Below are 25,694 nucleotides of genomic sequence, written 5' to 3'. Positions count from 1 at the left end.
CGTTGTCGATTGCCTGAGTGGTTTGCGGCGACGCGGCCGGTCAGGACCGGGTTGCCGCAAAATCGCGCCGGCCGCTCTGGACCACCTCGAAAAAGGCTGCCGACGGCGCGCCCAGACCGCCGACAAAGGCCTGCTGGCGCGCCGCGATGGCGCCGATCCAGCCCTGCCGCTCCTCCTGGCTCAAGGCGTGGATGCTGCCGCCGGTGCCGCGGAATTTTTCGGCCAGCGCCGTCTCCGACTGGTCGAACTCGCGGTTCAGCGTCTCGAGTGTCGGCAGGCCCGCCAGGATGGCGGCTTTGCGTGCCGCCGGCAGCTTGTTCCAGGCACCGAGGTTCACGATCACGCCGCTGAAATTGTAGCCGTGACGGGTCAGCGTGTAGTGCGGCGTGCTGACCGCGGCGGGCGAGGCGACATAAAAGGTGAAGGGCAGGTCGGCGCCCTCGACCAGGCCCTGTTCGAGCGCGGAAAACAATTCGCCGATCGGCAATTGCACGGGATTGGCGCCAAGGGTCGACCAGAAAAATTGCGAGGCCGGCGCGGGTGACGCCCGGATCTTGCGGCCGCGCACGTCGGCCGGCGATTTCACGGCGGTCCTGGTCGCCACATTGATCCAGCCGCCGGCGGCAAAGCCGATCAGGGCCAGGCCTTTCGCCTCCAGCAAGGGACGCAGCTTGTCGGCCAGGCGGTTGCGGATCACCCATTCCGCCTCGGCCTCGGATTCGAACAGGAAAGGTGTCAGCAGGACACCGGCCTCGGGCACGATGGCGCCGAGCGCGATCATCGAGATGACGCCGCCCTGCAGACGGCCGCGGGTGATCTGCTGCAGCGCCTCCTGCTCGCTGGAGACATATTGGAAAGCCGACTGGATCCCGCCCTGGCTGGCGGCGCCGATCTGCAGCGCGATGCGCTCGTGATGCTCGCGCAGGATGCCGGTCGGCGGCGCGGCGGAGGCGACCCGCCAGAGGTCCTGGGCCTGGGCCTCGAAGATGCCGGGGACCAGGGCGCCCGCCGCGCCGAGCACGGGCAGGGCGCGCATGATGTCGCGTCTCGATATCGGCATGGATCTTCTCCCGTCTGGACGGACGCTGCTTTGCCGCGTCTCATTGGTTTGAGCGCTTAGCGCTCATTTGTGCGTTATATAGCAAAATGGAATGTGCCGTCAAACGGACGCGGCGCGCTGACGATCCGGCCGAACTCGACTAGGGTCCGCCAGCCAGACGGCCGAAACGGTGGATTCGCCAGCACGAACGCGCCAAAGGGACAAGAATGGCCGAAGCCGACCAGAAGAAGAGCTATCGTTTCGTTTCAGGCTTTGCCCGTGGCCTGTCGGTCATCGAGGCCTTCGGGCCGACGGCCCGGCAATTGACGGTTGCCGATGTCGCCGTCAGGACCGGGCTCGACCGGGCGGTGGCCCGCCGGCTCCTGCTGACGCTGCAGGAGCTCGGCTTTGTCACGGTCGACCGGCGCAAATACGAACTGACGCCGCGCATCCTGCATCTCGGTTATTCCTATCTCGCCACAGTCGGGCTCGACGGCGCGACCCAGCCGTTCCTCGACAGACTGTCGCGCGAGATCGGCGACACGGTGTCGCTGTCGGTCCTGTCCGGCGACCGGGTCGTGTTCATCGCGCGCTCCGATGCCTTTGCCGGCCATGCCGAGGCGGGCCGCATCTCCTACACGATCACGCCGGGGATGACGGTGGCGGCTTACGCCTCGGCCTCCGGGCGCATGCTGTTGAGTGCGCTGCCGCCGGCGGACGCCCAGGCCATCCTGGCGCGCAGCGACCTGACACGCCTGACGCCGCATACCGAAACCGATCCGGCCCGGCTGGCCGCGCTGATCGCCGAGGCCCGCGCGCAGGGTTATGCCCTGAACGAGCAGGAGACCGAGCTCGATCTGCTCGGCGCCTCGGTGCTGGTGCGCAGCCGTTCCGGCCGCCCGGTCGCAGCACTCAACACGAGCTCCTATCTCGGCCGGATCGACAGGCAACGCATGGTCGCCGACGTCATCCCGAAACTGCAGGCCTGCGCCGAGCAGCTCACCGGCATCCTGCTCTAGGCGCCATCCCCGCCGCATCCGGCTTGCCCAAGCGGCGGCTCGCCCATTATGCAAGCAGCGGGGGCGGGCCGCGGTTCGCGCCCCGGGGGGCATCATGACGGACGGCGAAACACGGCAGAGTCAGACCTTCGTGACGGGGTTCGCCCGCGGCCTTTCGGTCATCGAGGCGTTCGGACCCGGCCACCGCAGCATGTCGGTCGCCGAGGTCGCCCAGCGCATCAAGCTCGATCGCGCGGTGACGCGCCGGCTGCTGCTGACGCTGACCGAGCTCGGCTTCGCCAAGGTCAATGGCAAGCAGTTCGAGCTGACCACCCGCGTGCTCCGGCTCGGTTATTCCTTCCTCGCCTCGGTTGGCCTTGGCGCGGCCTTGCAGCCCTATCTCGACGAGCTGTCGCGAACCATCGAAGAAACCGTTTCGATCTCGGTGCTCGACGAGGCCGAGGTGATTTTTGTCGCGCGCTCCGACATGCCCGGGCGCCGCATGGCCTATGTGATCACCATGGGCATGCGGCTGCCGGCCTTCACCGCCGCCTCGGGCCGGGTGCAGTTGGCGGCCCTGCCGCCCGGCGAGCTGGAAGCCCTGCTGGCGCGGAGCAAGGTGGAAAAGCTGACGCCGAGCACCGTCACCAGCCGCGCCGAGCTCTTGAAGATCATCACGGCGGCCGGCGCCGACGGTTATGCGATCAACCGGGAAGAGCTCGAGGAGGGCCTGATCGGTATTTCCGTGCCGGTGCGAAATCGCGGCGGACTGGTGGTCGCCTCCCTCAATGCCAGCGCCAGCGCGCTCAGGACATCGGACGAGCGGCTGCTCAACGAGATCCTGCCACGGCTGAAGGAGGGCGCGGCGCGCATGTCGGCCATGCTGCCCTAGTCGAAGGGCGGGCAGCAGCGATGAAACGCCTGCCGATCAGGCGCGAGCCACACCGGACGCCACACCGGCGCGCCGGCTGAAACTGTTCATGCGGAGAGATTTGGTGGAGCCAGGCGGGATCGAACCGCCGACCTCTTGAATGCCATTCAAGCGCTCTCCCAGCTGAGCTATGGCCCCACACGTCCCTGTCGGACGTTCGGGCGGATCTTGGGGTATCCGCCAGGAGGGCCCCGAGGAGGGCCCTAAGCAGCGCGGGCCAAGGCGGCTCGCGTTGCGGAGCGCGTGTCTCGCACATTTCCTCCGGCGCATCAAGCACCGTTCCGACGAATTTCACCAAGTCGGGAGGGGAACCGCCATGCGGCCCTCCAGGCCGTGGCCGAAGCGCTGCATCCACCGCGAAAACCCGCCATTTCCAGCCAATGGCGCGGTTTTCCACATTACGCAGCGTGAGCGAAACCTCTTCTTAATGGCGCGGCGGCTAGGGTTCCCCAGGGAACAGCATTGCCGAGCAAATCGCAGATTGGGGTGTCGATGGCAGCCGCCGCGACGATCATCGAGGAACTCGAACATGTCATTGCCCGCGGTCCGAGCGACCGGCGGGTCGAGACGCTGCGCAAGGTCACCGATCTCTTTCTCGGCGACGCCGCGCGTTATACCCAGACGCAGATCTCGCTGTTCGACAACGTCATCATGCGCCTGTCCGCGGCGATGGAAAAAGCCGTCCGCCAGGAGCTGTCCGAGCGCCTGGCACCGGTTGAGAACGCCCCGCCGACGGTGCTGCGCAGCCTTGCCCAGGACGACGAGATCGATGTCGCCCGGCCGATCCTGCTTTTGGCCGCCCAGCTCGACGACAGCCTGCTCGCCGATATCGCGGAGACCAAGAGCCAGGACCACATGCAGGCGATTGCCTGCCGCAAGAAGGTCTCGGAAGTGGTGACCGACGTGCTGGTCAAGCGTGGCAACGACAAGGTCGCGCTGACGGTCGCAGCCAATGAGGGCGCCGCCTTCTCCACCGAAGGCTATGGCGCCCTGGTGTCGCGTGCCAAGGACGACGACGTGCTCGCCGAATGCATTGGCCTGCGCAAGGACATTCCGCCCTATCTGTTCCGGGTGATCCTGGCGAGCGCCAAGGAGGGCGTCCAGGAGCGCCTGCTGGCCTCGACCGCCGCCAAGGACCGCGCCCAGGTGCGCACCGCGCTTGCCGGCATCGCCGACCGGATCGCGGTTGGCTCCGGCCCGGAGCGGCGCGACTATACCGCCATTCACCGGGCGATCGTCGGGCTGCACCACAAGGGCAAGCTCGGCGAGGCCGAGCTCAAGGCCTATGCCAAGCAGGACAAGTTCGAGGAAACGGTCTGTGCGCTGTCGGTGCTCTGCGGCGTGCCGGTCGACATGGTCGAACGGCTGTTCCTGGGCGAGCGCGCCGACCCGATCCTGATCCTGGCGCGCGCCGCCGGCCTGTCCTGGTCGGCGCTCAAACATGTGCTGAAAGTGCGTCCGAACGGCGCCAGCATGGCTCCCGCAGCGCTCGAACTGGCGCGCGAGAGCTATGACAAGCTGACCACCAACACGGCACTGCGCGTGTTGCGCTTCTGGCAGGTGCGCGGCAAGTCAGCCAAGATGCACTGACCACCGCACATGGTTCACCCGACGCCGCGGCATGGGCGGCGCGGCCGGCATCATTGCCGGAGATGGGTCGGTCAGTGCAGGCTGACGGTCTCGAGTTCGTTCTGCCAGGCATTGGCCACCGCCTCTTCGCGGCGGTCGGTCACCATGATCGGCGAACCATCGGCAGAAATCAGCGCGAACAGGTCGAGCCCCGGCGGCAGCGGCGGGGCCTGCGGAAACATCCGGGCCATATCGTCGGAGCGGATGGCTTTGACATAAGCGACCTTGGACAGGCCGATCTGGGCAAGCACTTCAGGGGTCATGATCGTATTCATGGTCAAACCTCCTCCATAGGCAGGTCGAACAAGGCTCAGTCGTGAGCCGCTATATCAATGCGCCGCACGATCCGTTCAGGCTCCGGGCGGGCAAGATCAACCGAGAGCAACCCGTTCTTCAGGTCTGCTCCCATCACTTCCATGCCATCCGCCAGCACGAAGACGCGCTGGAATTGCCGTGCCGCAATCCCCCGATGGATGAAGGTCCGACCCTCGCCGTCGTCCTGTTGACGGCCGCGAATGGTCAATTGGCTTTCTTCCACCGTCACATCGAGCTGATCGCGGGTGAAACCCGCAACAGCCAGGGTGATCCGAAGCCGGTCCGGCAGGCCCGCTTCCGCAGCGATCCGCTCGATATTGTAGGGCGGATAGCCGTCGGCTGCCTTGGTGACCCGATCGAGCACCCGCTCGAGCTGATCGAAACCGAGCAGAAACGGCGACGAGAGAGACGGCACACGCGACATGGTCGAGGTCCTCGACTGAGCGACATCGGCCGGGCCCCGAAGGCGCCCAGCGTCACGGAGCGTTCCGCGACCTCTGGAATATGGAGGTCGCGGCGAGCAGGTTCAAGATCGGCGCGGCGTGGGAGCCATCCGGTGGCAGGGCTGCAATCCTACAGCCGCTTGCCGCTGTCGGGATCGAACAGGTGCAGGTGATCGGCGGTCGCCATGACCGAGACCGGCGTGCCGGGGGCCAGCAGCGCCTTGCCCGGCAGCCGGGCGATGATCTCCAAACCGTTGCCGTCGAGCGGGCCGTAGACGAAGGTTTCGGCACCGACCGCCTCGACCGCCGAAACCGGAAAGGTCAGGCCGACCGCGTCGTCCGGCACCGGCCCGGTCACCAGGGTCAGGTGCTCGGGCCGAATGCCGAGCAGCGCACCGCCGGCCGGTACGGCCAGGCCCTTGCCACCGGTGACGCCTGCAAGCACCGGCCCGTTCGGTCCCTGGGCAACCTTGATCAGGTTCATCGGCGGCGCGCCGATGAAGCTCGCGACGAAGGTGGTCGCCGGCCGCTCGTAGAGATCGAGCGGACTGCCGGCCTGCTCGACCTCGCCCCGGTTCATCACCACCAGGATGTCGGCCAGCGTCATGGCCTCGAGCTGGTCATGGGTGACATAGACCGAGGTGGTCCCGAGCGCCCGCTGCAGCTTCTTGATCTCGACCCGCATCTGCATGCGCAGCTTGGCATCGAGATTGGACAGGGGCTCGTCGAACAGGAAAGCCTTGGGCTTGCGCACGATGGCGCGGCCCATGGCGACGCGCTGGCGCTGGCCGCCGGAGAGCGCGCGCGGCTTGCGCTCGAGGAACGGCGTGATTTCCAGGATACGGGCCGCCTCACGGACGCGCGTGTCGATCTCGGGCTTGGGCGTGCCGCGGTTGCGCAGGCCATAGGCCATGTTGTCGTAGACGCTCATATGCGGATAGAGCGCGTAGTTCTGGAACACCATGGCGATGTCGCGTTCGGCCGGCTCCAGCTGGTTGCAGACGACCCCGCCAATGGTGATCGAGCCGCCGGTGATGGTTTCCAGCCCGGCGATCATGCGCAGGAGTGTGGATTTGCCGCAGCCGGACGGTCCGACCAGCACGCAAAACGCGCCGGTCGGCACCTTGATATCGACCCCCTTCACGGCTTCGACGCCGCCGGGATAGACCTTGCGGACCTGGTCGAGAATGACCTCGCTCATCGATATGTCCTCATTTTTCCGTCTCGACGAGGCCCTTCACGAAGAGCTTCTGCATGATCACCACCACCAGGACCGGCGGCAGCATGGCGAGGATCGCGGTCGCCATGGCCAGCTGCCATTCGGTCAGCGCATCCTGGGTGACGATCATCTTCTTGATGCCGATGACGATGGTCTGCATGTCGTCGCGGGTGGTGATCAGGAGCGGCCAGAGATACTGGTTCCAGCCATAGATGAACTGGATCACGAACATCGCCGCGATCGAGGTGATCGACAGCGGCAGCAGTGTGTCCTTGAAGAATTGCATGGCGCTGGCGCCGTCGATCTTCGAGGCCTCGACCAGTTCGTCCGGCACGGTCATGAAGAACTGGCGGAACAAGAGCGTCGCGGTCGCCGAGGCGATCAGCGGGATGGTCAGGCCGGCATAGGTGTCGAGCAGGCCGAGATCGGCGACGATCTTGTAGGTCGGATAGATGCGCACCTCGACCGGCAGCATCAGGGTCATGAAGATCACCCAGAAGGCGGTCATCCGGAACGGAAAGCGGAAATAGACCACGGCGAAGGCCGAAACGATCGAGATCATGATCTTGCCGATGGCAATGGTCAGCGCCATCACCAGGCTGTTCAGCATCATGCCGCCGACCGGCTCGCGGGTCGACGAGGCCGTGCCGACAAAAATGGTCTTGTAGTAGTTCTCCAGGAAATAGGGCCCGGGCCGCAGCGGCATCTGGCCGTTGGAGATGGTCGAGGCGTCCCAGGTCGAGGCGACGAAGGCGACATAGACCGGGAAGGCCACGATCATGATGCCGACGAGCAGCACCAGGTGCGGCAGGAAATCCAGGAAACGCTTGCGCTCGACCATCAGTATTGGACCTTGCGCTCGACATAGCGGAACTGGATGGCGGTGAGCCCGATCACCATGATCATCAAGATCACCGACTGCGCCGCCGAACCGCCGAGATCGCCGCCCAGGCGACCGTCGGAATAGACCTTGTAGACCAGGGTTTCGGTGGCCTTGGCCGGGCCGCCGCTGGTGGTCGCGTCGATGATGCCGAACGTGTCGAAGAAGACGTAGACGATGTTGACCACCAGCAGGAAGAAGGTGGTCGGCGACAATAACGGGAAGATGATGGTCCAGAACCGGCGCATCGGCCCCGCGCCGTCGATCGCGGCGGCCTCGATGACGCTCTTCGGAATCGACTGCAGGCCGGCCAGGAAGAACAGGAAATTATAGCTGATCTGCTTCCAGGTCGCGGCCATGACCACCAGCGTCATGGCGTGATTGCCGTTCAACAGCGGGTTCCAGTCGAAGCCGAGCGAGCGGAGCGCCTGGGCGATCAGGCCGAGCGAGGGCTGGAACATGAACAGCCAGAGCACGCCGGCAATGGCGGGGGCAACCGCATAAGGCCACATCAGGAAGGCCTTGTAGGCGCCGGTGCCGCGGATCTGCTTGTCGGCCTGGATCGCCAGGAACAGCGACAGCGACAGCGACAGGCAGGCGACCAGGGCGGAAAAGATCGCGGTCGTCACCATCGACTTGTAATATTCCGGCTTGGACAACAGGTCGGAATAGTTTTCCAGCCAGACGAATTCCGTCGATAGGCCGAAGGCATCCTGGATCAGGAACGACTGCCAGACCGCCTGGCCCGCCGGCCAATAGAAGAAGACCAGCGTGACGGCGAGCTGCGGCAGAAGCAGCATGTAGGGCAGCAACTTGCCGTCGAAAACGACCCGTTTTTCCATGATCCCCCCGAAGGCACGTTCCGGAGCGGGCCTTAAGCCCGCTCCGGCATCGCCTCGATCAGCGCGTGACGGTACGCTCGAACTGGCGAAGCATGGTGTTGCCGCGCGCCACGGCCGCGTCGAGCGCGGCCTGCGCCGGCTTCTGGCCGGCCAGCGCGGCTTCGATCTCTTCGGCCCAGACGTCGCGCAGCTGCACCATGTTGCCAAGCCGCAGGCCGCGGGAATTCTCGGTCGGCTCCTTGTTGGTCAGCTCCAGAAGCGGCGTCTCGAGATAGGGGTTCTGCACGTAGAAGCCCGAAGCCTTCACTTTCGCGTAAGCCGCCCGGGTGATCGGCAGATAGCCGGAATCGGTATGCAGCTTGGCCTGCCGGTCGACATCGGAAAGGAAGGTGAAGAAGCGCGCCACGCCACGATATTCGGCGGCCGGCCGGCCGCCCATGACCCAGAGCGAGGCGCCGCCCAGCGTCGAGTTCTGCGGCGCGCCGGCGACGTCGGGATAATAGGGCATCGCCGCGTTGGCCCATTCGAACTTCGCATTGGCGCGCACGTTGCCGTAGAAGCCGGACGAGGTCAGCATGATCGGGCATTCGCCCGAGGTGAAGCGGCCCTCACCGGTATTGGTGCGGCCGGAATAGCTGAAGGTATTGTCGCGCTGCAGTTCGACCAGGTTCTGCAGGTGACGGACATGCAGCGGCGAATTGAACCTGAGCTCGGTGTCGAAGCCGTCAATGCCATTGGCCCGGGTCGACAGCGGCACGTTATGCCAGAGCGAGAACTGCTCGATATTGAGCCAGGTGATCCAGGCCGACGAGAAGCCGCATTTGTCGTAACCGGCTGCGCGCAGCTTTTTTGCCGCCTCGAAGACATCAGGCCAGGTGCGCGGCGGCTGATCCGGATTGAGGCCGGCGCGGCGGAAGGCGTCCTTGTTGTACCACATGACCGAGGACGAGGAGTTGAACGGGAAGGACAACATCTCGCCGCGCGAGGTCGAATAATAGCCGGCAACCGCCGGCAGATAGGCTTGCGGGTCGAACGGCTCGTTGGCCTCGCTCATCAACTGGTAGACCGGCTTGATGGCGCCGCGGGCAGCCATCATGGTGGCGGTGCCAACCTCGAAAACCTGCAGGATGTGCGGTGCATTGCCGGCGCGGAAGGCGGCGATGCCGGCATTCATCGTGTCGGGATAGGAGCCCTTATAGGTCGGCACGACCCGGAATTCGCGCTGCGACGCGTTGAACTCCTCGGCCAGCTTGACCACCACCTCGTTGTTGGCGCCGGTCATCGCATGCCACCACTGGATCTCGACCTGGGCCGAGGCGGGGCTGGACACGAGCGCGGCGGCGGCAGCAACCGCCAGCATGAAACGGCGATTCAACATCGATAGACCTCCCAAAGGGCGCGGCTGAGCGCCAATGCGGCTTTGCGGGCGAAACCCGTGCCGTTCTTGGGTCCGCCGAACGACGGACAGATGACACTCTAGTGAAGCTTCGATGACAGAGTAAGAGGCGGTCCGGCAGATTTCCCCGGCCGCGCAACGGCGCTTAAGGCCCGGCGATCCGGGCGCTGGCGGCGACGGCCACCAACAGCCCCGCGACCGCCGCGAAGGCCCAGGGCAGACTGGTCGCGTGGGCCAGGAAACCGATCAGGGCCGGGCCCGCCAGAATGCCGGCATAACCGACCGTGGTGACCGCCGCCACGGCGAGCGGCGGCGGCATCGCGGTTTGCCGCCCGATCGCCGAATAGAGCACCGGCACCACATTGGAGGCGCCGAGCCCGACCATGGTGAAGCCGGCGAGCGCCGCCGCGGACGAAGGAACCAGGATCGCCAGGCCGAACCCCGATGCGGCGCAGATGCCGCCGAAGACCAGAACGGCCGGTCCGCCCAGAGCCTGGACGACGCGGTCGCCATTGAGCCGGCCGAGCGTCATGGCGACGGCAAAACCCGCATAACCGAGCCCGGCATGGGCCGGCGCGACGTCGCGCACCGAGGTCAGGAAGACCGCGCTCCAGTCGAGCATCGAGCCCTCGGCCAGGAAAACGATGAAGCAGAGCCATCCGATCAGGACCACCCGGCCGTGCGGAAGCACGAAAAGTGGCGCGCCGTCAGCCCCGCCATGGGACAGGAGGCCGTGGCCAAAACCCGCCATCAGGCCGAGAATGATCGCCGCGGCCACCAGCATGGCCCATAACGGCGAGGCTCCGAGCCAGAGCAGCAAGCTGACGCCGCCGGCTCCGGCAATGCCGCCGAGGCTGAAGAGGCCATGGAAACCCGACATCAAGGTGCGGCCGGCGGCCCCTTCGACCGTCACCGCCTGGATGTTGGCCGCGACATCGACGGCGCCGACGCCGGCGCCAAAAACCAGCAGCGCCGCGGCCAGCCACAGCGGGCTTGCGCCGATGGCGAGCCATGGCAGTGCCGCGCAGATCATCAGGCTGGCGGCCCAGATGACCGCACGGCAGCCGAGACGGGTCGCCAGGGCGCCGGCCAGCGGCATCGCGATCAGCGAACCCGCGCCCAGGCAAAGCAGCAGCAGGCCGAGCGCACCGTCGTCGAGATGGGCGCGCTCCTTGGCAAAGGGAACCAGTGGCGCCCAGGCCGCCATGCCGAAACCCCCCAGGAAAAAGGCGGCCCGGGTCGATGCCTCGGCCAAGGCAGGCATCGCGCGAGCGCGCCCTGCCCCGGCGGCGGCTGTCATGCGAGGTTCATTCACGAACGGCCTGTCGATCTTTCCCGATCCGTGGCGCCGGTCATGCCCGGTGATAGGGATGGCCGGCGAGGATCGTCATGGCCCGATAGAGCTGCTCGAGCGCCAGGACGCGCACCAATTGGTGCGGCCAGGTCATGGCGCCGAACGAGAGCACCAGATCAGCCTCGGCGTGGAGCGCCGGATCGAGACCGTCGGGACCGCCAATGACCAGGGTCGCCGCCTCCTCGCTCTTGTCCTTCCAGCGGCCGAGCCGCTCGGCGAAGGCTTCGCTGCCGAGGCTCTTTCCCCGTTCGTCGAGCAGGATGAGACGGCCGACGCGCTGGCGGCGAATGGCGCCGGCCTCCTCCGCCTTGCGCTGCGCGCCGTCGGCCGCCCGGCTTTCGTCGAGCGTGACCACGTCGAGGCCGCGAAATCCGAGCGCCTTGCCGGCTTTTGCCGCGCGATCTTGGTAACGCGCGGCCAGTTCCGTCTCCGGGCCGGCTTTCGTCCGCCCGACGGCGACCAGGATCAGCCGCATGAGAATTCCGGCCCGAGCGCTGAGGGCTCAGCCGGCCAGCCGCTCGGCCGGACGCGCCGCCGACCACATCTTCTCGAGATTGTAGAAGCTGCGGACTTCCGGGCGGAACACGTGAATGATCACGTCGCCGGCATCCACCAGCACCCAGTCGCAGGCGGGTACGCCTTCGACCCGGACCTGGACCACGCCGGCATCCTTCAGCGCCTGGACCAGATAGTCCGCGAGCGCGCCGACATGACGGTGCGAACGTCCCGACGACACCACCATCGCGTCGGCGATGGAAGTCTTGCCCTTCAGGTCGATTGTCTGGATTTCCTCGGCCTTGTTGTCTTCAAGGGTCTCGAGAACGATTTTCAGGACCTCGGCAGGAGCGGGGCTCGTCGCGGGGGTCCCGGTCAGCGGCGCACTCTTCGCCGGTCCCGGCAGGTTGGTGGTGGACAGGGGTCCGATCCTCTCTGCTTCGCGCCTCTCGGGCGCACAAACCTCATAATACGCGAAAACATGGCAATTAGACAACGCAGCCTGACGGGCTCACGCGATCAATCGCCAGACCCCGGTCCGTTTGATCTCGAGATCCTCGAGCGCGCGGGTCACCGGAACCTCATATTCGGCAAGCTTTTCAAGCCGCTCCCTCGGCAGATAGGTGCGCCCGGGATCACCGATCAATACGGTCCGGCCGGCCGCGGCGATCGGCCCGAGCCAGCCGAGCATGGCTTGCGTCATGTCGCGCTGATAGCAGATGTCGCCGGCCAGAATCACCTGCCAGCCGTCATCGGTGCCGGTCGGATCGCCGGTTCTGGCTTCGATCGCGACCCCGTTCGCCGCGGCATTGAGCGCCACCGCGACCTCGGCGAAGGCGTCGATATCGACCGCGCTGACGCGGGACGCACCGGCCTTGGCGGCGGCAATGGCGACAAGCCCGGAGCCGGTCGCGACATCGAGCACCGACTTGCCGGCAATGAGGGCCGGCTGATCCAGCACATAGCGGGCCAGCGCCTGGCCACCGGCCCAGGCAAAGGCCCAGAACGGCGGCGGCAGGCCGATCGAACCGAGCTCGTCTTCGGTCTTCTGCCAAAGCGTGGTCGCTTCGTCTGCCAGATGCAGCCGGATCTCGGGCGCATGGGGCACCGCGAGCAGCCGGGTGTTGTCGCGGATGAAGGCCGCGCGATCCAAGATCATGCCGTCACCATCATGCCGTCACCATCGGGCCGTTACCTCAAAAAATGCAAAAAGCCGGGCGCGAAGCCCGGCTTTCCGCGTGTCACGAGATCGTCCAGTCTTGCTGGCTCCGCCAAATCCTAGCGAGCCAAAGCCCTTACTGGGTCAAAGCCGGGCCGGCCGGAGCCTGCGGGTTCTCGGCAATGCGCTGGCGATAGAGCGCGGCGAAATCGACCGGGTCGAGATAGAGCGGCGGGAAGCCGCCGTCGCGGGTCGAATTGGCGATGATCTGGCGCGCGAAGGGAAACAGCAGGCGCGGGCACTCGATCAGCACGATCGGATGGACCGCCTCGGCCGGCACGCCGGCAATGCGGAAGATGCCGCCATAGACCAGCTCGAACTTGAACAGGATCAGATCCTTGGTGCGCGCATCGCCATCGATGGTCAGCTCGATCTGGAACTCCGTCTCGCTCATCGGATTGGCGTTGACGTTGATCTGGATATTGATCGCCGGCTGCTCCTGCTGGGGCATCAGCGAGCGCGGGGCGTTGGGATTCTCGAAGGAGAGATCCTTGATATACTGCGCCAGCACGTTGAGCTGAGGCGCGGCTTCCGTTTCATTGCCGCCGTTGGGGGTCATCAGGGTCGTCTCCGTTCACGCCGCATCGGGCGGCAGAAAATGCGCGATCGGCGCGCTCGCTAGCACGCGCGGCTGGAGCCGGCAAGAACGCTGCTCGATCCGGCGGCGGTCAATCCGACGGCGGTCAGTCCCGATCGATGCGGCGGGTCCGGCGGCGCGACCGCGCCGGTTCGGTCTCCTCGCGCCAGTCGCCCGGATCGAGATCGACCACGCCGGGCGGCGGCGGGGTCCGGCTTGGGCCATGTGGCGTCAGCGCCCGCGTGCCGAACAGCAGCGCCTTGAGCGCCGGCAGCAGCAACGCGACGGCCGCCAGGTCGGTGACGAAGCCGGGAATGGCCAGGAGCAGACCGGCAAGGGCGGTCAGCATGCCGCTGCGCGCCGCACCCTGGTTCAACAGCACGACCCGGCCGGCGGCGAGCTGGGTGAACAAGAGCCGCGCACCGCCCTTCAGGATCATCACGCCGATCATCGAGGTGGCAATGACGCTGATCAGGGCCGTGAAGAAGCCAACACGTCCGGCGACCCACCAGAAGGCGGCAAATTCGACAAAAGGAAGTGCGATCACTCCCAGGATCAGCCAGCGCAACCGGATCATCAAACTCCCCTTATGCCCGGATGTCTCCCAAGGGTTATGGCACGCACCGGCCATGAGCCCCTTTGAGAAAAATCCCGGCGAGCGCCTTAGCTGTGGTGCCGGCGCGCAAGATTCAAGCAGACTTTCGGTCGCACCGTCACCGGTTATGATAGCCCGGACCAGTTTCAGCCGGGAATGAGAACCGCCATGCCCACCACCCGACGCGCCTTCGGCGCCCTTTCCATCGGCCTGGTCGCAGGCCTTGGCCAGGTGCGGGCGGCGGATGCCCCGCCCTGGCGACACGGCCTCTCGCTGGTCGGCGCGCTGCGCTACCCGCCGGACTTCCGGCACACCGGTTATGTCAACCCCGAGGCGCCGAAAGGCGGCGTGGCGCGCCTGTCGATCGACGGCGCCTTCGACAGTTTCAACCAGATCCTGCCGCGCGGCGCGACGCCGCCGATTGCCGGCCTGCTTTATATGCCGCTGTTCGAGGACGCGACGGACGAGATCTCCACCGCTTATGGCGCGGTCGCCGATGCCGTGCGCCATCCCGATGATTTTTCCTCCGCCACCTATCGGATCAATCCGAGCGCCCGCTGGCATGATGGCCGGCCGATCACCCCGGAAGACGTGATCTGGACCATGGAGCAGGTGAAAAAGAACGACCCGCGCATGGGTTTCTATTATCGCAACGTGGTGCGCGTGGAAAAAACCGCCGAGCGCGAGGTGACCTTCAGCTTCGACAGTGCCGGCAACCGGGAAAAACCGCAGATCGTCGGCCAGTTGCAGGTGCTGCCGCGCCATTGGTGGGAAGGCACCGATGCCCAGGGGCGCCGGCGCGACATCTCGCAGACGACGCTGGAACCGCCGCTCGGCTCGGGCCCCTACCGGATCAGGAGCTTCGAGGCCGGCCGCAACGTGGTGATGGAGCGGGTGACCGACTGGTGGGCCAGGGACCTGCCGATCTATGTCGGCCAGCACAATTTCGACGAGCTGCGCTTCGAGGTCTATCGCGACGACACCGTGGAGCTCGAAGGGTTCAAAGCCGACCAGGTCGATTTCCGCAACGAGAACACCGCGCGCTATTGGGCGACCGGTTACGATTTTCCGGCGGTGCGCGACGGCCGGGTGAAGCTGGAAACCTTTCCCGACCGCATGCCGGCAGGCATGCAGGCGATCATCCTCAATCTCAGGCTGGCCAAGTTCGGCGATGTCAGGGTGCGCCGGGCGCTCAACCTGATGTTCGATTTCGAGAGCATGAACGCCAACCTGATGTTCAGCGCCTATCGGCGCACGGCGAGCTTCTTCGAGGATACCGAGCTCGCGGCCCGCGGCCTGCCGACCGGCCAGGAGCTGGCCATTCTGGAAACGGTGCGCGCCCAGGTGCCACCCGAGGTGTTCACCACGCCTTATGCCAATCCGGTCAATGGCAGCCAGGACGCCCAGCGGGCGAACCTGCGCGAGGCCATCCGGCTGATGCGCGAGGCGGGCTACGAGGTTCGCAACCGGCGGATGGTCGAGATCGGCACCGGCCAGCCGCTGAAGATCGAACTCCTGCTGAACGGACCGACCTTCGAACGCCATGCGCTGGCCTATAAGGCGGCGCTCGACCGGCTCGGCATCGAACTGACCCCGCGGCTGGTCGATACCGCGCAATATATCAACCGGCTGAACGAGCGCCGTTTCGACGCGATCATCGGCGGCTATCCGCAGTCCTTGTCGCCGGGCAACGAGCAGCGCGACTTCTTCGGCTCGGAAGCCGCCGACCGGCCCGGCACGCTGAACAGCGCCGGCATCAAGAACCCGGCCGTCGACCAATTGATCAGCCGGGTCATCTTCGCCAAGGACCGGGCCGAGCTGGTGGCGGCGACCAAGGCGCTCGACCGGGTCCTTTTGGCCAACCAATACGTGATCCCGACCTGGTTTTCGGCCGAGACCCGCACCGCCCGCTGGAACCGCTTCGGCCGGCCCGATCGCATGCCCGACTATGGCAGCCCGGCCTTCCCGGCCATCTGGTGGTGGGATGCGGCCTTGGCGCGGAAGACCGGTGCGCGCTGAGACGAGGAGGCTGACGGTCAGACCGGGCACACGGGCCGGCCCGGCAGGCGCCAGCCGAGCCGGACGGCAAAGGTCGCGAGTGCGATCAGCGCCATGCCGACCGCCTGCATCCATCCCAGCGGGTGGCCATAGATGGTCCAGTCGATGATGATCGCGACCAGCGGGTAGATGAAGGTGAGGACGCCGATCACCGGCGTCGTCAGCTGCGGATAGGCCCGGTACATCAGCATATAGGCTATGCCGGTGTGCAGCGTTCCGATGCCGATCAGCCAGCCCCATGACGCCGGCGACACGGGCCGGACAAAGTCGGCAAACGGCGCAAGCATGACGATTCCAGCGGCGGTCTGGCACAGCGTGGTGATGTCCGGGCGCTGGCCATCGAGCCCTTTGGCGAGGATCGTCGCGATCGCGTAGAGCATCGCCCCGCCGAGCGCCGTGGCGATCCCGAGCGCCCATGACGCGCCGACGGCCGTGGAGGAGGCGACAAGACCGCTCGCCAGCACGAGGCCGACAAAGGCCCCGATCATCCAGACGACCTGGTCGAGGGTGACCCGCTCGCCGAGAAAGACGATGCCGAGCAGGACCACGAAAAACGGCTGGACATGATAGACGATCGTCGCCGTCGCGATCGAGGTCATGGCGAAGGCAGCAAAAAAAGCGGTCCAGCTGAGCACCATGCAGACGCCGCCGAGCGTCGCGCGGATGAGCCCCGATGCGGCAAGTGTCGGATCCGGCAGAGAGCGGGCAAGGATGCACCAGGTCGCGAGAAACGCCGTGGCGAAGACGCAGCGCCAGAACACCGTCGTGACCGGATCAAGCCCGGCCTCGGTGGCGAAGGCGCCGACGGTGCCGGTGATCGCCATGGCCAGGGCAAGACCGGCGGCCGGAAACCGGGCGGAAGGTGCGTGTTGCATGAGGCCTCCTGCACGCCGTGCGGGCAGGCAGTGAGCCAGCAGGTTTCACCCCAAGCAAACGAATAGACCTGGATGTTGCCATTCGATATTCTGATAGCGATATGGCCCCGCCCCTCGACCTCGATCTTGTCAAAACCTTCGTTGCCGTCGTCGAGACCGGCAGCTTCTCGAACGCTGCGCCACGGATCGGGCGCAGTCAGTCGGCCGTCAGCATGCAGATGCAGCGGCTGGAGCTGGCGGTCGGCAAACAGCTGCTGATCCGTTCGCCGCGAGCGGTGACCCTCAGCCAGACCGGCGAAGGCTTCCTGACCTATGCCCGCCGGCTGCTCAGACTGTCGGATGAGGCCTGGGCCAGCGTCAGCCGCGCGGAAGAGGCCGGCTCGGTGCGTCTCGGCGTGCCGGATGATTACGCGGCTTTCCTGCTGCCGCCGGTGCTGTCGCGCTTCGCGGCGGAGCATCCCCTGGTGACGGTGGAACTGATCTGCGAACCGTCGACCACGCTGGTGAAAACCATCGGCGAGGGACGGCTCGATCTGGCGATCGTCACACGCTCGCCCGCGCAGCCGCTCGAAGTGATGCGGCGGGAACGCCTGGTCTGGGTTGCCTCGCCGCACCATGTGGCGTGGGAGGACGATCCTCTGCCGGTTGCCCTGTTCGAACCGGGATGCGCCGCCCGCATCCATGTTCTGCGGGCGCTCGAAAATGCCGACCGCGCCTATCGCTGCACCTATTCCAGCGCCAGCCTGCTCGGCCTGATCGCCGTGGTTCAGGCCGGACTTGCCGTTGCAGGCCTTGCCGCGTGCAGCGCACCGCCGTCGCTCAGCATCATTGGCGAGAATGAAGGCTTGCCGCCGCTGGACGATATGGAGATCGGCATCCTGCGCGGCCCGGCCCCAGCCACGGCGGCGGTCGATCGGCTGAACGATTTTCTCCGCCGCGATCTGTCACGGCGATGACCCGGCGCGAATCTCTCACATCGCCTTCGGCGTGCGCCCGCTGAGGATCTCCAGCATCACCGGCCGGTCGATGTTCTGGCCGCTGAGGATCACGGCAGCCTTCAGGCCCTTGAGCGCCGGCGCCTCCTTGGCGAGTGCGGCGAGGGCTGCCGCGCCAGCGCCCTCGGCGGCATTGTGGGTATCGGTCCAATAGGTTCTGACGGCTTCGGCGATCGCGTCCTCGGAGACTTTGACGATGCGCTCGGCGCCATCAATGATGATCGCCAGCGCCTCGGCCGAGGGAATGCGCACGGCGATGCCGTCGGCAAAGGTATTGGTGGCATTGACCTCGACGACGCGACCGGCCTCGACCGACAGGGCATAGGCCGCGGCATCTTCCGAAACCACGCCGACGATACGGGTCTTCAGGCCGAGCAGGTCGCGCGCGCTGATCAGCCCGCAAAGCCCCGAGCCGAGGCCGATCGGCGCGTAGAGAATGTCGATATCCGGATGGGCTAAGAACAGCTCCAGCCCATAGGTCGCCACCCCCATGACCAGGTCGCGGTGGAACGACGGTACGAACTCGAAGCCACGCTCGGCGGCGATCGCGGCGGCGCGCTCGCGCGCCTCGTCGAAGTCGCGGCCATGTTCGATCAGCTCGGCGCCGAAGGCCCTCATCGCGGCGTTCTTCTCGACCGAATTGCCATGGGGCACGACGACGGCGAGCGGCAGCCCGGCATGGCGCGCAGCAAAAGCCAGGCTCTGGCCGTGATTGCCGCGGGTCGCCGAGACGATGCCTTTGACCTCGGGCCGTTCACGCTTCAGCCGGTCGAGATAGACGATGCCGCCGCGCACCTTGAAGGCGCCGATCGGCGTGTGGTTCTCGTGCTTGACGACGACTTGCAGGCCAAAACGCTCGGCCAATAGCGGCCAGGCATAGGCCGGCGTCGGCGGCATGACGGCGTGGACCAGGCGAGCCGCGGCGTCGAGGTCGTCGCGTGAGAACAGGGTCATGGTCAGGCAGCCCGCGGCGGGAACACGCCGGCCCGGCTGAGCGCCGCCGGCAGCGGCTTGCCGAGCACGCCCGACAGCCAATGCGCGGTATCGATCAGCCGGTCGATGTCGAGGCCGGTCGAAATGCCCATGCGGTTGAAGGTGTAGACCAGGTCCTCGGTCGCGACATTGCCGGTCGCATTGGGCGCGAACGGGCAACCGCCGACGCCGCCGACCGAGGCGTCGAGATAGTCGACACCCGCCGCGACCGCAGCGATCGCATTGGCGACGCCGGTGTTGCGGGTGTCGTGAAAGTGGCAGCGCAGCTTGACGGTCGCCGACAAGGCCTTGGCGCGCGCCAGCATGTCGGTGACCTGGCTCGGCACGCCGCAACCGATGGTGTCGGCGAAACCGATCTCATAGGGGTCGAGGCGCAGCACTTCAGCCGCGATCGCCATGACGCGCTCGACCGGCACCTCGCCGTCGAACGGGCAGCCGAAGGCGGTGGCAATGGAAATCGCCAGCGGCTTGCCGGCGGCCTTGACCAGGCGCGCCACCTCGCCGGCGCCGGCCACCAGTTCGGCGGTGCTGGCGTTCTGGTTCTTCCGCGCAAAGGTCTCGCTGGCGACGCAGACATAATTGATCTGGTTGCAGCCGGCGGCCAGGGCCCGCTCGGCGCCCTTCACATTGAGCGCCAGGCCAACCAGCGTGCGGTCGGCATAGCGCGGCAGGATGCCGGCCATGACAGCCTCGGCATCGGCCATTTGCGGCACCCGTTTCGGATTGACGAAGCTGGTCACCTCGACCTTGCGGAAGCCGGCGGCGAAGGAGCGCTCGATCAGCGCGATCTTGTCGGCGGTCGAGACCGGTACCTTCTCGTTCTGCAGGCCGTCGCGCGGCGCGACCTCGATGAGCTCAACCGATCGGGACATGACCACCTCCGGGACAGGCCTCTTTGTCGGAAATGGTCCCGGCGAAAGCAACCCGCCGATCGGGCGAGGCTGCCCTTCGCCGCAGACGCCACCTCGTCATGGCCGTGACAAGCACGGCCATGACGAGGTGGAACCGTCAGCCCACGGCCCTTCTCTCAGGTTCCGTATCTCAAGTCCCGCGTGGCTTGGCCCGGTGGGTCGCCGCCGCGGCCGCCGGGTCGTCCGGCCAGGGATGGCGTGGATAACGCCCCTTCATCTCGCTCTTCACCGCCTGATAGGAGCCTTTCCAGAAGCCCGGCAGGTCGCGTGTCACCTGCACCGGCCGGTGCGCCGGCGACAGGAGCTCGACCACCAGCGGGATCTTGCCGCGGGCGACGCTTGGATGGACGGCGAGCCCGAACAGCTCCTGGACCCGGATCGACAAGGTCGGCTCCCCGCCCTCGTAGTCGATCGGATGGCGCTGGCCCGAGGGCGCATCGAAATGGGATGGCAGGTCGGTCTCGATCCGTCGCTTGACGTCCCAGGGCACCAGCTGGTCGAGCGCCGCGCCGAGATCGTCGGCGCCGATCTGGGCCAGTGCGGTCTTGCCGAGAATATGGTGGGGCAGCCATGCGGCGGCGGTTGCCGCCAGGGTTTCGTCGGAGAGATCGGGAAAGCTCTGGTCGACACGGCGCAGGAAGGCGACACGATGGCGCATGGCGAGCTGGGTCTTCGACCAGGGCAGCCGGCCGATGCCGAGCCCGGCAATGCCTTCGGCGAGCGCCACGGCGCTCGCCTCATTGGCCGGCACGGCCAGCGTATCGACGCCGAGCGCAATGGCGCCGAGGCGGCGCGCCCGGCGCGCCCGCAAGGCGGCCGCCGTCTTGTCGAAGACCACCTCCTCGCGCGTCGCGATGCGGTCGGCGAAATCGGCCTCGATCTCGGCGAGGGTGATCGGCGCGGCCGAGAAGATCCGCGAACGGGCGGCAACGCCGCCGATTTCGGCAATGGCCAGGAACGGCTCGCGCGCCAGGGGCGAGGCGGCATCGACCGCCGCGCCCCGGCCATTGGCCAGCAGGAATTCGCCGTCGCGGCCACGCGCCTTGGCAATGCGATCGGGGAAGGCCAGCGCCAGCACGGCGCCGGCGCGTTCGGGACCGGCGCCTTCGTCCCTGACGGCATTGACGTCGCGGAGCCAGCCGGCGGCCATGCGCCGGCCCTCTTCGGCGCGCTTGCCGCGATCGGAGCGCAGCCGGTCGAGCCGGTGGCCGAGATGGACGTCGTCGCCGCCAAGGCCCCGTTCCGAGACGATGAGCGCGAGATCGGCGGCCAGCCGGCCCTCGCCGCGCCTGGCGGCATCGACCACCATGCGGGCGAGCCTTGGCGCCAGCGGCAGGGCGCGCAGCCTCTCGCCCTCGGCATTGATCCGGCCGTCCGGCTCGAGCGCGCCGAGGCTTTCGAGCAGGACACGCGCCTCGGCCAGAGCCGGTTTCGGCGGCGGATCGAGAAAGGCCAGGGTCAAGGGATCGGTGACACCCCAGGACGCGCAGTCGAGCAGCAGCGACGAGAGATCGGCGGCCAGGATCTCGGGTGCGGCATAGGCCGGGAACGAGCCCTCCTGCGCCTCGTCCCAGAGCCGGTAGCAGACACCCGCCTGCGTGCGGCCGGCGCGGCCGCGGCGCTGGTCGGCTGCGGCGCGCGACACGCGCACGGTTTCGAGCCGGGTCAGGCCGAGGTCCGGTTCGAAGCGCGGCACCCGGGCAAGGCCTGAATCGACCACGATGCGCACGCCCTCGATGGTCAGCGAGGTCTCGGCGATCGAGGTCGCCAGCACCACCTTGCGCCGGCCGCTCGCGGCTGGTTCAACCGCACGGTCCTGCTCGCGCGGTTCGAGCGCGCCATAAAGCGGCACGATGTCGACGGCCGGGTCCTTGATCGTGGCTTTCAACAGGTCGGCGACCCGCCGGATCTCGGCTGTGCCGGGCAGGAAGACCAGGGCCGAGCCCGGTTCCTCGGCCAAGGCGCGTCGCACCACGCGGGTAACCTCGTCCTCGAGCCGGGCGGCCGGATCGCGGCCGGTGAAACGGGTCTCGACGGGATAGGCCCGGCCGGCGCTCTCGACCACCGGCGCGTCGCCGAGCAGCCTTGCGACCCGCGCACCGTCGAGCGTTGCCGACATGACCAGGATGCGCAGGTCCTCGCGCAGGCCGGCCTGGGCGTCGAGCGCCAGGGCAAGGCCGAGATCGGCATCGAGGCTGCGCTCGTGGAATTCGTCGAACAGCACGGCCGACACGCCCGACAGCGCCGGATCGTCCAGGATCATGCGGGTGAAAATGCCTTCGGTGACCACCTCGATGCGGGTGCGGCCCGAGATCTTGGAGCCGAAGCGCACACGCAGGCCGACGGTCGCGCCGACCGGCTCGCCGAGCGTCCTGGCCATCCGGTCGGCGACCGCGCGGGCCGCGATGCGCCGGGGCTCGAGCACCAGGATCTTACCGTCGCCGACCCAGGCCTCGCCCGCCAGCACCAGCGGCACGCGGGTCGATTTGCCGGCGCCGGGCGGCGCCACCAGCACGGCGGACGGCGTGGCGGCGAGCGCCGCCTTCAACCCGGGCAAGGCCTCATCGATGGGGAGCGCTGAAGTGAACACCGAGCGCGTTTACGGTTCCTTCACTGCATCCGCAAGCGCCGTGGTCGAGACCGCTCAAAAACCGGCTGGCAGGCCCCGCCCTTGCGAGATGTCCTGACGAAGACGCCCGCCGTTCCAACCTGGGACAGGGCGTCCCTCAAGGGGAAGGACTGAGACGCGATGACGAGAGATCGAAAGGCCCAAAAACCTGACGATCGCGCCACGCGAAGCCTGCTCGACGTGCTCGTCGCGCAGGACGGCCGCTGCTCCTTCCTGCTCCAGATCCCCGTCCGGGCCACCACCGATGGATCCCTGCCCAGGGAATCCGTCGTCCGGGCGGAGGAGTGACCGCTCCTCGTTCCTCCAGGGTCACTCCGAAGGACGGCCCGCGGCCGCCGCCGCGGGCCGTCTGCGTTTTTGGGCCGAAGCCCAGGACGCCGACGCGCCACGCCTCTTGCGAAGCCGGCATGGCTGTGGCTATGGTCGCGCCCGATCCTGAGCGGGCGTAGTTCAGTGGTAGAACGTCAGCTTCCCAAGCTGAATATGCGGGTTCGATTCCCGCCGCCCGCTCCAATCCTCCCCTGATACGTCAGCCTGCCAAAACCTGGATGCCGGGACTTGCGCGCCGGGATTTGGGCGTCGCTGTCGTCCGGCAACGGTCCACGGCCCGCCTTGATCGTGCGCCTGTGCCAAATCGGCTCACTCGGCCTCCGGCTTTGCGCCGGACCAGTGCCATCATGGCACTCAGGTCTCGCGAAACGGCGTGACCGGATCGGAAAAGCCGCGTCTCCGTCCTGTTGCAGGCCGAAATTGGTTGATCGCCAGGCGGCACAGCGCTGAAACGACCTTGGCCGCAAAAGGCCCAGGCAACGTCAAGCCATAACGTCAAGCCACAACGTCAAGCCATAAAGTCGATCCAAAAGACCAGGCACGGGAACCGAGATGATGAGCTTCGCCCTTTCACTGCTCGTCGCAGGACAGATCGCCGGCGCCACGTTGGCCGCCACGCCGGCGCCGATCGACGGCTATCGCATCGAGCAGGTCCAATATGTCCAGGACAGCCGCGGCAACCTGCGCGGCGAGGGCCGCCGTTTCGGCCGGGGTTATGACGTCGACCGTTCGCGCCACGGCCGCACGACGACCTATCGCGGCACCGGGCGCAATTTTGGCGGCGGTTACGAACAGCGGGGCAATCGAATCACCGGCACGGGCACGCGCTTTGGCGGTGGCTACGATGTCGAGCGCGGCCGCATCGTCGGCACCGGCTCGAACTTCGGAGCCGGCTGGGAGCGCCGTCGCAGCGGCGAGTGGTACGGCACCGGCCGGAACTTCGGCCGGTCCTGCCCACGCGGCAGCCGCCCGCCGGTCGGCTGCAGCTGACCTGAGCGAGGCGGGCCTGCGGGCGATCAGCCGGAGCAAGCCGGCCGGCAATGGCCATGCGCCCCCGCTCCGGCCTGGCGCCGCGACGCCCGGGATCAGGCGGTGATCAGGCGGTGACCCGGTTCTGGTAGACCGACAGATGGGTATAGGCGGTGGCGATCAGCGGCGTGGCAATGCCGGCGCTGCGGGCCCGGGCCAAGAGGTCGCCGATGATCTGATCAGCCTCGACCGCGTTGCCGGCCTGCAGATCCCGATACATGGAGGAAGCCTGGGGCGAGCCGGCGGCGGTCATCTGCGCCCTGACATTGGCGAGGAAATCCGGGTTCGGCGCCTTGCCGACCGTCTTGACGACAGTCACGACCTCATCGAGGAAGCCGTGCACGAAATCAGTGCCGCCGGGCGCCGCGGCGATATCCCCGACCGTGCCGCGCATCAGGCAGGTGATGCCGCCGAGCGTTGCCAGCAGCACCCATTTTTCCCACATCTCGCGCTCGACCGCCGGCGACAGCCGGGCGTCGAAACCGGCACCCTGCATGAAGCCATCGAGCGCCTCGGTGCGCGCCGACGGCTGGCCGTTCAGCTCGCCGTAAACCAGCTCCTGGAACTTGGCGAGCTGAACGATGCGGCCCTGGCCGTCGATCGTCGCGGCGATCTTGCAGACGCCGCCGAGCACCGCCTTTTCGCCGAAACGCGTGGCCAGCACATCGACATGCCTCATGCCGTTCAGCACCGGCAGGATCATGGTTTCGGGCCCGATGGCGGGGATGAGGTCGTCGAGCGCCCGCTCCAGCGCAAAGGCCTTGACGGTGAGCAGGACCGCGTCGAACGGTTGGGTCAGCTGGCCCGCCGTGACGAGTTTCGGCGTCAGCGTCACGTCACCATGGGGGCTGACGATCTGCAGCCCGTTGGCCTCGATCTCAGCTGCCCGCTTCGGCCGGACCAGGAAGGTCACGTCACGGCCGGCCTGAGCCAGACGACCGCCGAAATAGCCGCCGGTCGATCCGGCCCCGACCACCAATAAACGCATTGTTCTCTCCGTTCCGAGGTCGAATGATCCAGCATATCCGCGGCTCGCGGCCATGGCGCCGGACGCATTCGCAATGCCGATAGCGCAATCTATTGGCAAATGCCTTTCTTTGATTGATTGGCATTCGCGCATATCGGTCAATCGCCAGCGGCACAGGTGTGGCGCCCGGCGGTCCGCCGTTCAAGATCGCGGCGCAGCCATCGCCCTGGCGTTGGAGGCGGTCATCAAGGCCTCGCGGATATTGTCGAGATGCCGGGTCATGGCGGCGCTCGCCTTCCTGGCATGTCTGGCGCGCACAGCCTCGTAGATCGCCTCGTGATCCCTGAGCCACATCGGGCGGTAGTCCTCCATCCGCATGTGGACATGGATCTCGCGCCAGATGCGCGACTCGATCTGGCCACGCCACAGCGAATCCGAGATCGACACCAGGGCGCCATTGCCGGACGCCTCCGCCAGCAGGATATGGAAGCGATGGTCCGGGCCGTCGGCTTCGTTTCCCTGCGCATGTTCCCAGCGCATCATGGCGAGCGTCTCGGCAAGCTGGGCGAGGATCGCCTCCGAGGCGCGCTGGGCGGCGATCGCGGCGATCTGCGGCTCGATCAGCCGGCGGGCCTCCAGGTTTTCAAACGGCCCGAAACCCTCCAGCGCCTGGACCTCGGGCGCCTCGTGCCGGCTGATGACATAGGCACCGCTGTTGCTCCGCACTTTCAGCATGCCTGCCATGGCGAGCGACAGGATCGCCTCGCGGATGGTCGGCCGGGACACACCGAAAGATTTGGCCAGATCGCGCTCGGCGGGCAATCGCTGGCCGATCTTGTAGCTGGACTGGACCATGGCGGCGATTTGCCGGGCGACAATCTCGAAACTGCGCGGCGGCGATGGAGGCGGATCAGGCAGCATGGCGGGTTGAACCGTCCGGTTTTTGAGTTTGACAAGCCAGATATAGCCGAGACA

25 protein-coding genes and 2 tRNA genes are annotated in these 25,694 nt (G+C 67.0%); 7 read left to right on the top strand and 20 right to left on the bottom strand.

Annotated elements, in window-relative coordinates:
• Positions 1–40: 40 nt before the first annotated feature.
• A complete protein-coding gene (locus tag E8M01_RS14705; RefSeq protein ID WP_136960796.1) occupies positions 41–1,060 on the bottom strand; it encodes a TRAP transporter substrate-binding protein in 1,020 nt (339 codons plus the stop codon).
• 206 nt (positions 1,061–1,266) lie between these two features.
• Here E8M01_RS14705 and E8M01_RS14700 point away from each other — a divergent pair, with 206 nt between their 5' ends.
• On the top strand, positions 1,267–2,058 hold the full coding sequence (locus tag E8M01_RS14700) for an IclR family transcriptional regulator domain-containing protein (protein WP_136960795.1): 792 nt from the start codon (positions 1,267–1,269) through the stop codon (positions 2,056–2,058).
• A gap of 94 nt (positions 2,059–2,152) precedes the next feature.
• Positions 2,153–2,929 (top strand): IclR family transcriptional regulator domain-containing protein, encoded by a 777-nt coding sequence (locus E8M01_RS14695; RefSeq protein ID WP_136960794.1) that lies wholly within the window; start codon positions 2,153–2,155, stop codon positions 2,927–2,929.
• Positions 2,930–3,030: 101 nt separating this feature from the next.
• Here the strand turns inward: E8M01_RS14695 and E8M01_RS14690 are convergent.
• Positions 3,031–3,106: transfer RNA gene (locus tag E8M01_RS14690), tRNA-Ala, on the bottom strand.
• A gap of 354 nt (positions 3,107–3,460) precedes the next feature.
• Between E8M01_RS14690 and E8M01_RS14685 the strand changes: the two genes are divergently transcribed.
• Positions 3,461–4,558, top strand: coding sequence for a DUF2336 domain-containing protein (locus tag E8M01_RS14685; RefSeq protein WP_246088810.1), 1,098 nt, complete (start codon positions 3,461–3,463; stop codon positions 4,556–4,558).
• Between the two features lie 71 nt (positions 4,559–4,629).
• Here E8M01_RS14685 and E8M01_RS14680 read toward each other — a convergent pair whose 3' ends face one another.
• The 12 genes from E8M01_RS14680 to E8M01_RS14625 all read right to left on the bottom strand — a co-directional run bounded on the left by E8M01_RS14680 (position 4,630) and on the right by E8M01_RS14625 (position 13,914).
• A complete protein-coding gene (locus tag E8M01_RS14680; RefSeq protein ID WP_136960792.1) occupies positions 4,630–4,872 on the bottom strand; it encodes a BQ00720 family protein in 243 nt (80 codons plus the stop codon).
• Between the two features lie 35 nt (positions 4,873–4,907).
• Positions 4,908–5,336, bottom strand: coding sequence for an Hsp20 family protein (locus E8M01_RS14675; protein ID WP_136960791.1), 429 nt, complete (start codon positions 5,334–5,336; stop codon positions 4,908–4,910).
• A 149-nt stretch (positions 5,337–5,485) separates the two neighbouring features.
• On the bottom strand, positions 5,486–6,556 hold the full coding sequence (locus tag E8M01_RS14670; protein ID WP_136960790.1) for a sn-glycerol-3-phosphate import ATP-binding protein UgpC: 1,071 nt from the start codon (positions 6,554–6,556) through the stop codon (positions 5,486–5,488).
• 10 nt (positions 6,557–6,566) lie between these two features.
• On the bottom strand, positions 6,567–7,415 hold the full coding sequence (ugpE, locus tag E8M01_RS14665; RefSeq protein ID WP_136960789.1) for a sn-glycerol-3-phosphate ABC transporter permease UgpE: 849 nt from the start codon (positions 7,413–7,415) through the stop codon (positions 6,567–6,569).
• Entirely contained in the window at positions 7,415–8,296 is an 882-nt protein-coding gene (ugpA, locus tag E8M01_RS14660) for a sn-glycerol-3-phosphate ABC transporter permease UgpA (RefSeq protein ID WP_136960788.1), read from the bottom strand. Before ugpA ends, ugpE begins: the two co-directional genes overlap by 1 nt.
• A gap of 58 nt (positions 8,297–8,354) precedes the next feature.
• Complete coding sequence (gene ugpB, locus E8M01_RS14655; protein WP_136960787.1) at positions 8,355–9,674, bottom strand: sn-glycerol-3-phosphate ABC transporter substrate-binding protein UgpB; 1,320 nt, start codon at positions 9,672–9,674, stop codon at positions 8,355–8,357.
• 163 nt (positions 9,675–9,837) lie between these two features.
• Positions 9,838–10,956, bottom strand: a complete 1,119-nt coding sequence (locus E8M01_RS14650) for an MFS transporter (RefSeq protein ID WP_215908890.1) — start codon at positions 10,954–10,956, stop codon at positions 9,838–9,840.
• Between the two features lie 88 nt (positions 10,957–11,044).
• Positions 11,045–11,521 carry a 23S rRNA (pseudouridine(1915)-N(3))-methyltransferase RlmH gene (rlmH, locus tag E8M01_RS14645; protein WP_136960785.1) on the bottom strand — a complete coding sequence of 159 codons (477 nt, stop codon included), beginning with the start codon at positions 11,519–11,521 and terminating at the stop codon, positions 11,045–11,047.
• A 27-nt stretch (positions 11,522–11,548) separates the two neighbouring features.
• Positions 11,549–11,920 (bottom strand): ribosome silencing factor, encoded by a 372-nt coding sequence (rsfS, locus tag E8M01_RS14640; RefSeq protein WP_136964640.1) that lies wholly within the window; start codon positions 11,918–11,920, stop codon positions 11,549–11,551.
• A gap of 132 nt (positions 11,921–12,052) precedes the next feature.
• The gene (locus E8M01_RS14635) at positions 12,053–12,700 is read right to left on the bottom strand and encodes a class I SAM-dependent methyltransferase (protein ID WP_136960784.1); all 648 of its coding nucleotides are present in this window, start codon (positions 12,698–12,700) and stop codon (positions 12,053–12,055) included.
• A gap of 136 nt (positions 12,701–12,836) precedes the next feature.
• On the bottom strand, positions 12,837–13,319 hold the full coding sequence (secB, locus tag E8M01_RS14630) for a protein-export chaperone SecB (RefSeq protein ID WP_136960783.1): 483 nt from the start codon (positions 13,317–13,319) through the stop codon (positions 12,837–12,839).
• A gap of 124 nt (positions 13,320–13,443) precedes the next feature.
• Positions 13,444–13,914 carry an FxsA family protein gene (locus tag E8M01_RS14625; RefSeq protein ID WP_170181902.1) on the bottom strand — a complete coding sequence of 157 codons (471 nt, stop codon included), beginning with the start codon at positions 13,912–13,914 and terminating at the stop codon, positions 13,444–13,446.
• Between the two features lie 186 nt (positions 13,915–14,100).
• Between E8M01_RS14625 and E8M01_RS14620 the strand changes: the two genes are divergently transcribed.
• Positions 14,101–15,951: an extracellular solute-binding protein gene (locus E8M01_RS14620; RefSeq protein ID WP_246088738.1), complete on the top strand. Its 1,851-nt coding sequence runs from the start codon at positions 14,101–14,103 to the stop codon at positions 15,949–15,951.
• Between the two features lie 17 nt (positions 15,952–15,968).
• Here the strand turns inward: E8M01_RS14620 and E8M01_RS14615 are convergent, their stop codons facing one another.
• A complete protein-coding gene (locus E8M01_RS14615) occupies positions 15,969–16,865 on the bottom strand; it encodes a DMT family transporter (RefSeq protein ID WP_136960780.1) in 897 nt (298 codons plus the stop codon).
• Between the two features lie 101 nt (positions 16,866–16,966).
• Between E8M01_RS14615 and E8M01_RS14610 the strand changes: the two genes are divergently transcribed.
• On the top strand, positions 16,967–17,821 hold the full coding sequence (locus E8M01_RS14610; protein ID WP_136964639.1) for a LysR substrate-binding domain-containing protein: 855 nt from the start codon (positions 16,967–16,969) through the stop codon (positions 17,819–17,821).
• Positions 17,822–17,836: 15 nt separating this feature from the next.
• Here the strand turns inward: E8M01_RS14610 and E8M01_RS14605 are convergent, their stop codons facing one another.
• The 3 genes from E8M01_RS14605 to hrpB all read right to left on the bottom strand — a co-directional run bounded on the left by E8M01_RS14605 (position 17,837) and on the right by hrpB (position 22,354).
• The gene (locus tag E8M01_RS14605) at positions 17,837–18,808 is read right to left on the bottom strand and encodes a threonine dehydratase (protein ID WP_425467738.1); all 972 of its coding nucleotides are present in this window, start codon (positions 18,806–18,808) and stop codon (positions 17,837–17,839) included.
• A gap of 8 nt (positions 18,809–18,816) precedes the next feature.
• Positions 18,817–19,725: a hydroxymethylglutaryl-CoA lyase gene (locus E8M01_RS14600; protein WP_136960778.1), complete on the bottom strand. Its 909-nt coding sequence runs from the start codon at positions 19,723–19,725 to the stop codon at positions 18,817–18,819.
• Between the two features lie 169 nt (positions 19,726–19,894).
• Positions 19,895–22,354 carry an ATP-dependent helicase HrpB gene (hrpB, locus tag E8M01_RS14595; RefSeq protein WP_136960777.1) on the bottom strand — a complete coding sequence of 820 codons (2,460 nt, stop codon included), beginning with the start codon at positions 22,352–22,354 and terminating at the stop codon, positions 19,895–19,897.
• A gap of 478 nt (positions 22,355–22,832) precedes the next feature.
• On the opposite strand from hrpB, the gene E8M01_RS14590 reads away from it, so the two are divergent.
• Positions 22,833–22,906: transfer RNA gene (locus tag E8M01_RS14590), tRNA-Gly, on the top strand.
• A 372-nt stretch (positions 22,907–23,278) separates the two neighbouring features.
• Positions 23,279–23,713, top strand: a complete 435-nt coding sequence (locus E8M01_RS14585) for a hypothetical protein (protein ID WP_136960776.1) — start codon at positions 23,279–23,281, stop codon at positions 23,711–23,713.
• Positions 23,714–23,819: 106 nt separating this feature from the next.
• On the opposite strand, the gene panE is transcribed toward E8M01_RS14585, so the two are convergent.
• The gene (panE, locus tag E8M01_RS14580) at positions 23,820–24,740 is read right to left on the bottom strand and encodes a 2-dehydropantoate 2-reductase (protein WP_136960775.1); all 921 of its coding nucleotides are present in this window, start codon (positions 24,738–24,740) and stop codon (positions 23,820–23,822) included.
• A gap of 180 nt (positions 24,741–24,920) precedes the next feature.
• Positions 24,921–25,640: a FadR/GntR family transcriptional regulator gene (locus E8M01_RS14575; protein WP_136960774.1), complete on the bottom strand. Its 720-nt coding sequence runs from the start codon at positions 25,638–25,640 to the stop codon at positions 24,921–24,923.
• Positions 25,641–25,694: the final 54 nt, after the last annotated feature.

Source organism: Phreatobacter stygius (assembly GCF_005144885.1).
Classification (GTDB): domain Bacteria; phylum Pseudomonadota; class Alphaproteobacteria; order Rhizobiales; family Phreatobacteraceae; genus Phreatobacter; species Phreatobacter stygius.
This window is presented reverse-complemented; position numbering and strand designations above follow the sequence as displayed.

Bases quoted from the DNA above. Each gene is read 5' to 3' on its own strand.
- E8M01_RS14705 (WP_136960796.1), bottom strand. From the start codon at position 1,060: ATGCCGATATCGAGACGCGACATCATGCGCGCCCTGCCCGTGCTCGGC.
- E8M01_RS14700 (WP_136960795.1), top strand. From the start codon at position 1,267: ATGGCCGAAGCCGACCAGAAGAAGAGCTATCGTTTCGTTTCAGGCTTT.
- E8M01_RS14695 (WP_136960794.1), top strand. From the start codon at position 2,153: ATGACGGACGGCGAAACACGGCAGAGTCAGACCTTCGTGACGGGGTTC.
- E8M01_RS14685 (WP_246088810.1), top strand. From the start codon at position 3,461: ATGGCAGCCGCCGCGACGATCATCGAGGAACTCGAACATGTCATTGCC.
- E8M01_RS14680 (WP_136960792.1), bottom strand. From the start codon at position 4,872: ATGAATACGATCATGACCCCTGAAGTGCTTGCCCAGATCGGCCTGTCC.
- E8M01_RS14675 (WP_136960791.1), bottom strand. From the start codon at position 5,336: ATGTCGCGTGTGCCGTCTCTCTCGTCGCCGTTTCTGCTCGGTTTCGAT.
- E8M01_RS14670 (WP_136960790.1), bottom strand. From the start codon at position 6,556: ATGAGCGAGGTCATTCTCGACCAGGTCCGCAAGGTCTATCCCGGCGGC.
- ugpE (WP_136960789.1), bottom strand. From the start codon at position 7,415: ATGGTCGAGCGCAAGCGTTTCCTGGATTTCCTGCCGCACCTGGTGCTG.
- ugpA (WP_136960788.1), bottom strand. From the start codon at position 8,296: ATGGAAAAACGGGTCGTTTTCGACGGCAAGTTGCTGCCCTACATGCTG.
- ugpB (WP_136960787.1), bottom strand. From the start codon at position 9,674: ATGTTGAATCGCCGTTTCATGCTGGCGGTTGCTGCCGCCGCCGCGCTC.
- E8M01_RS14650 (WP_215908890.1), bottom strand. From the start codon at position 10,956: ATGCCTGCCTTGGCCGAGGCATCGACCCGGGCCGCCTTTTTCCTGGGG.
- rlmH (WP_136960785.1), bottom strand. From the start codon at position 11,521: ATGCGGCTGATCCTGGTCGCCGTCGGGCGGACGAAAGCCGGCCCGGAG.
- E8M01_RS14635 (WP_136960784.1), bottom strand. From the start codon at position 12,700: ATGATCTTGGATCGCGCGGCCTTCATCCGCGACAACACCCGGCTGCTC.
- secB (WP_136960783.1), bottom strand. From the start codon at position 13,319: ATGACCCCCAACGGCGGCAATGAAACGGAAGCCGCGCCTCAGCTCAAC.
- E8M01_RS14625 (WP_170181902.1), bottom strand. From the start codon at position 13,914: ATGATCCGGTTGCGCTGGCTGATCCTGGGAGTGATCGCACTTCCTTTT.
- E8M01_RS14620 (WP_246088738.1), top strand. From the start codon at position 14,101: ATGCCCACCACCCGACGCGCCTTCGGCGCCCTTTCCATCGGCCTGGTC.
- E8M01_RS14615 (WP_136960780.1), bottom strand. From the start codon at position 16,865: ATGCAACACGCACCTTCCGCCCGGTTTCCGGCCGCCGGTCTTGCCCTG.
- E8M01_RS14610 (WP_136964639.1), top strand. From the start codon at position 16,967: ATGGCCCCGCCCCTCGACCTCGATCTTGTCAAAACCTTCGTTGCCGTC.
- E8M01_RS14600 (WP_136960778.1), bottom strand. From the start codon at position 19,725: ATGTCCCGATCGGTTGAGCTCATCGAGGTCGCGCCGCGCGACGGCCTG.
- E8M01_RS14585 (WP_136960776.1), top strand. From the start codon at position 23,279: ATGAGCTTCGCCCTTTCACTGCTCGTCGCAGGACAGATCGCCGGCGCC.
- panE (WP_136960775.1), bottom strand. From the start codon at position 24,740: ATGCGTTTATTGGTGGTCGGGGCCGGATCGACCGGCGGCTATTTCGGC.
- E8M01_RS14575 (WP_136960774.1), bottom strand. From the start codon at position 25,640: ATGCTGCCTGATCCGCCTCCATCGCCGCCGCGCAGTTTCGAGATTGTC.